Origin of the sequence: Burkholderia sp. Ac-20392 (assembly GCF_017104585.1) — a bacterium.
GTDB classification, from domain to species: Bacteria; Pseudomonadota; Gammaproteobacteria; order Burkholderiales; family Burkholderiaceae; genus Burkholderia; species Burkholderia lata.
This window is the reverse complement of sequence record NZ_JAAGPB010000681.1, coordinates 1-3,366: the sequence shown is the minus strand read 5'-3', so window position 1 is coordinate 3,366 and position 3,366 is coordinate 1. Positions and strand designations below refer to the sequence as shown.

3 protein-coding genes are annotated in these 3,366 nt (G+C 70.2%); all 3 read right to left on the bottom strand.

What is annotated here, in order from left to right:
* Positions 1 to 1,612, bottom strand: a 1,612-nt coding sequence (locus tag G3N99_RS42195) for a serine/threonine-protein kinase (protein ID WP_241012037.1), incomplete at its 3' end; no start/stop codon positions are given.
* Between the two features lie 72 nt (positions 1,613 to 1,684).
* Positions 1,685 to 2,380, bottom strand: a complete 696-nt coding sequence (tagF, locus tag G3N99_RS36765; protein ID WP_174985087.1) for a type VI secretion system-associated protein TagF — start codon at positions 2,378 to 2,380, stop codon at positions 1,685 to 1,687.
* Positions 2,362 to 3,366, bottom strand: a 1,005-nt coding sequence (locus G3N99_RS36760; protein WP_277396484.1) for a type VI secretion IcmF C-terminal domain-containing protein, incomplete at its 5' end; no start/stop codon positions are given. The genes tagF and G3N99_RS36760, both read right to left, overlap by 19 nt.

The window sequence follows — 3,366 nt, the reverse complement described above, 5'->3', positions numbered from 1 at the left end:
GGTTGCGTGATCCGGCGGGTGCCTGGCCGCGTTGGGCGCCGGTCGGCACGGATGCGCCGCCGGATGACGAAGCCGATGCCGATGCGGCAGGATGCGGTGCGGTCGAATCAGCAGTGCCGGCAGCCGCGGACGCGTTCGCGTTCCCGGAACCTGCTTCCCCACGCGCACCGATGTCGGTGTCGGTCGTTGCGGATCGGGTACCGGCTTCGTCGTGTGAGTTGGTTCGTGCAGCGGGTGCTTCTTTCGCGCGTTCGACGTTTCTGTTCGGCGCGTCGGGTTCGACCGGCTTTTCAACCGGTTTCGCCGCCGGTTGCGCCCCATGCGATGCAGATGCTGCGAGCGAGCCCGCAGCCGCAACGGCGGCACTTTGCGCGATCGTTTTGGACGTCGAAGGCGCATCCGCCTCCGGCTTGGCACCGGACACGCCAGACGATGCGGATGCGGATGCCGTGTCCGTAGGCGTAGACCCATGTCCCGCGCCAGCGGGCGTCGATGCCCGCTCATCCCCCGCAGCGTTGCCCGAAGCAGTCCCGCCCGCGCCGATCGAAGCCGCGGCGACATCCGATGCAGTACCGGGCCCGGCCGAAGCTTCGCGCTTCCCTTCCCCGCCCCTGCCCGCATCACCCACCGGCGGCACGACCGCCGCGCCATACCCGCCACCCGCCCCGACGTCCCGCAACCCGAGCTCCGCCGCGAACGCCGCGACCGATTCCGGGCGATCCGGAATCCGCAACTGCAGCGCATGATCGACCGCCGCGAGAAATGCCGGGCTGTACACTTCGCCGGCCGGCAGGTCGCGCGATGCGAGCGGCCGGTACGTGTCCTTGATGCTGCGCACGACGGCTGCGGGCGGCAGCTCGCCGGTGATCATCGCGTGCATCACCGCGCCGAGCGCATAGAGGTCCGTCCACGGCCCCTGGCTGAACGCGGGGTCGTCGGTGTACTGCTCGATCGGCGCATACCCGGGCTTGATCATCATCGCGCCGTCGTCGACCAGATCGCCGATCCGTTTGCGCGCCGCGCCGAAGTCGAGCAGGATCGCGCTGCCGTTCGGGCGGATCAGCACGTTGTCGAGCGCAACATCGCGATGGAAGCACTGCGCGCGGTGCAGCGTGTCGAGCGCGCCGAGCAGCGCGCCGACGATATGGCGCAACTGCGTCTCGCTGATCCGCATCCCGCCGTCGAGCAGCTGCTTGAGCGTGCGCCCTTCGTAGAACGGCATCACCATGTACGCGGTGCCGTGGCTTTCCCAGAAATGTAGGACCTTGACGAGCCCCGGGTGGTCGAATTGCGCGAGCAGGCGCGCTTCGTTGAGGAACGCGCCGCGCCCGGCGTCGAACGCCTGCGCGAACCGCTCGGAGCGCAGCGACACCGTATAGTCGCCGCCGCGCGTGGCCAGCATCGACGGCATGTACTCCTTGATCGCGACCGCGCGCCGCAACGTGCGGTCGAACGCGCGATAGACGATCCCGAAGCCGCCGATGCCCAGCACCTCGTCGAGCTGCAGTTCGCCCAGGCGATGGCCGAGCGGCAGCGGCCGCACCGTGAATTCGGATGCGTCGCCGCGTGTCGCCGTGTCGTGCTCGTTGTCTCTCGATCCAGCGTCCTTCATCTCCACCACCTCTCGAAACCGCGTCCTGTCCGCCCGCCGCGCCCGGCGGCCCGCCGTCCTTCAGCCGGGCCGCTAGCTGCCGCCGAACAGCGTCAGGAACAGCGCGTTGTCGGGCGTGCCCGTATGCGCATGCGTGCGCAGCGGCGATCCGTCCGCGCGGTTGGTCCACCAGAAACTGGTGCCGCCGTGCGGATCGAAGTAACCGGACAGCCCCGGCCACGCGGCCGGGGCCGGCCGTTCCGGCGGCGGCGCCGGCATGCCGTCGACGATGTCCGCGTACGTGTCGTCGCCCTGCGTGAGCCGCACGCGCTCCAGCATCTGCTCGAGATCGCCCGGCGCGCGTGCATGGCGGATCGCGTCGAGCAGCGCCTGGCCGACCTGCCAGTAGAACGCGTCGGCGGCGTCCGGCAGCCCGTTCCAGTAATCGGCCGCGCGCATCGGCAGCGTGACGATCACCGGGTAGTAGCGCCCCACGCGGTCGCAGCTCGGCGCGAGGCAGCCCGGCTGGATGCACGACGCACCGGCGCCCGCCGGAATCAGGAAATTCCAGACCGGCGCGACCGTGTAGTGGCGCTCGATCTCGTCCGCGCCGCGCTGGCGCATCGCGGCCATTCCCTGCTGGAGCCAGCGTTCCCACCACAGCGCGAGCGCATGCGGCAGCCGGCTGTTCACGAAGTCGCCGGCGCCGGGAATCTTCCCGTACCAGGCCGGCGCATCGCCGTCGGTACGCGTGAACGGCGGTGTCGGGCTCATGGCTTCGGAGGGCATGTAAAAGACTCCATCTGGGGCAGCCTGAACGGGTTGCGGACACTGCCCGCATTCACTTGCAGCACGATCGGTTTGCCGTCGACCGTGAACCGCGCAATCATCTGGTCCGAGCCGCGCCCGGCCGACACGGCCGCGCGGTCGAACAGCCGGTGCAGCGCCCACGGCCCGTCGGTCGAGAAGCCGTCGGTCGCACCGGCCTGCCCGGACACCTGCAGCCGCACCTGGTTGCTGCCGCGCGGGCCCGGCCAGTCCACCGCGCTCTGCACGAGCGGGCCGTGCGCGTAGCGGACGATCTGCCCGTCGACGTCGAGCACCATCTCCGTGATCGACGGGTCCATTTCGAGCGGCTGGATCTGCACCTTCAGCTGTGCGGTGCGCGCGCCGCCGCCGAAATAGACGTCGCGGATCACCGCCGCTTTCTCGAACGAAGCAAGCATCGCGGCGGCCGACGGATCGGCGTCCGCATTGCGGTTCGCAAACCGCCACGGGTGCGACGTCGTATCGACGATCGACTGCAGGTTCTTCTGGAAGAAGTCGTCCATCAGGCCGCCGGGTGCGAACATCTGCGCGAAATCCGCCGGCGCGACGTCGCGCGACGAGCCACGCGCGAACGGATAGCGGCCCGCGATCGCCTGCCGGCAGAAATCGCCGACGTTCGCACCGGCCCGCGTCGCGACGCTGCGCTGCTCGACGGTCGCGACGCTGCCGTTCGCGACGTTCGACAGGTCGTCGAGCACTTCGCGGAACGGGGTCGGCAGGCGGCCGGCCTGGGCGCGCAGCTTGGCAGGCGCATCGGACGGCGGCGGTTGCGCGCCGCTCCTCAGTGCGTCGTCGGTGGCCGTCAGGTACGTGTACAGCGCGTCGATCGACTTCAACACCTCGTTGAACGCCTGCGCCTGGTCGCCGCTGCCCGGCGCGAACGCGCGCAGCCCGGCGAAGTGGCTGTCGACGATCTGCTCGGCGCTCGCGGGCGCCGCCGCGGACGA

Bases quoted from the DNA above. Each gene is read 5' to 3' on its own strand.
- tagF (WP_174985087.1), bottom strand. From the start codon at position 2,380: ATGCCCTCCGAAGCCATGAGCCCGACACCGCCGTTCACGCGTACCGAC.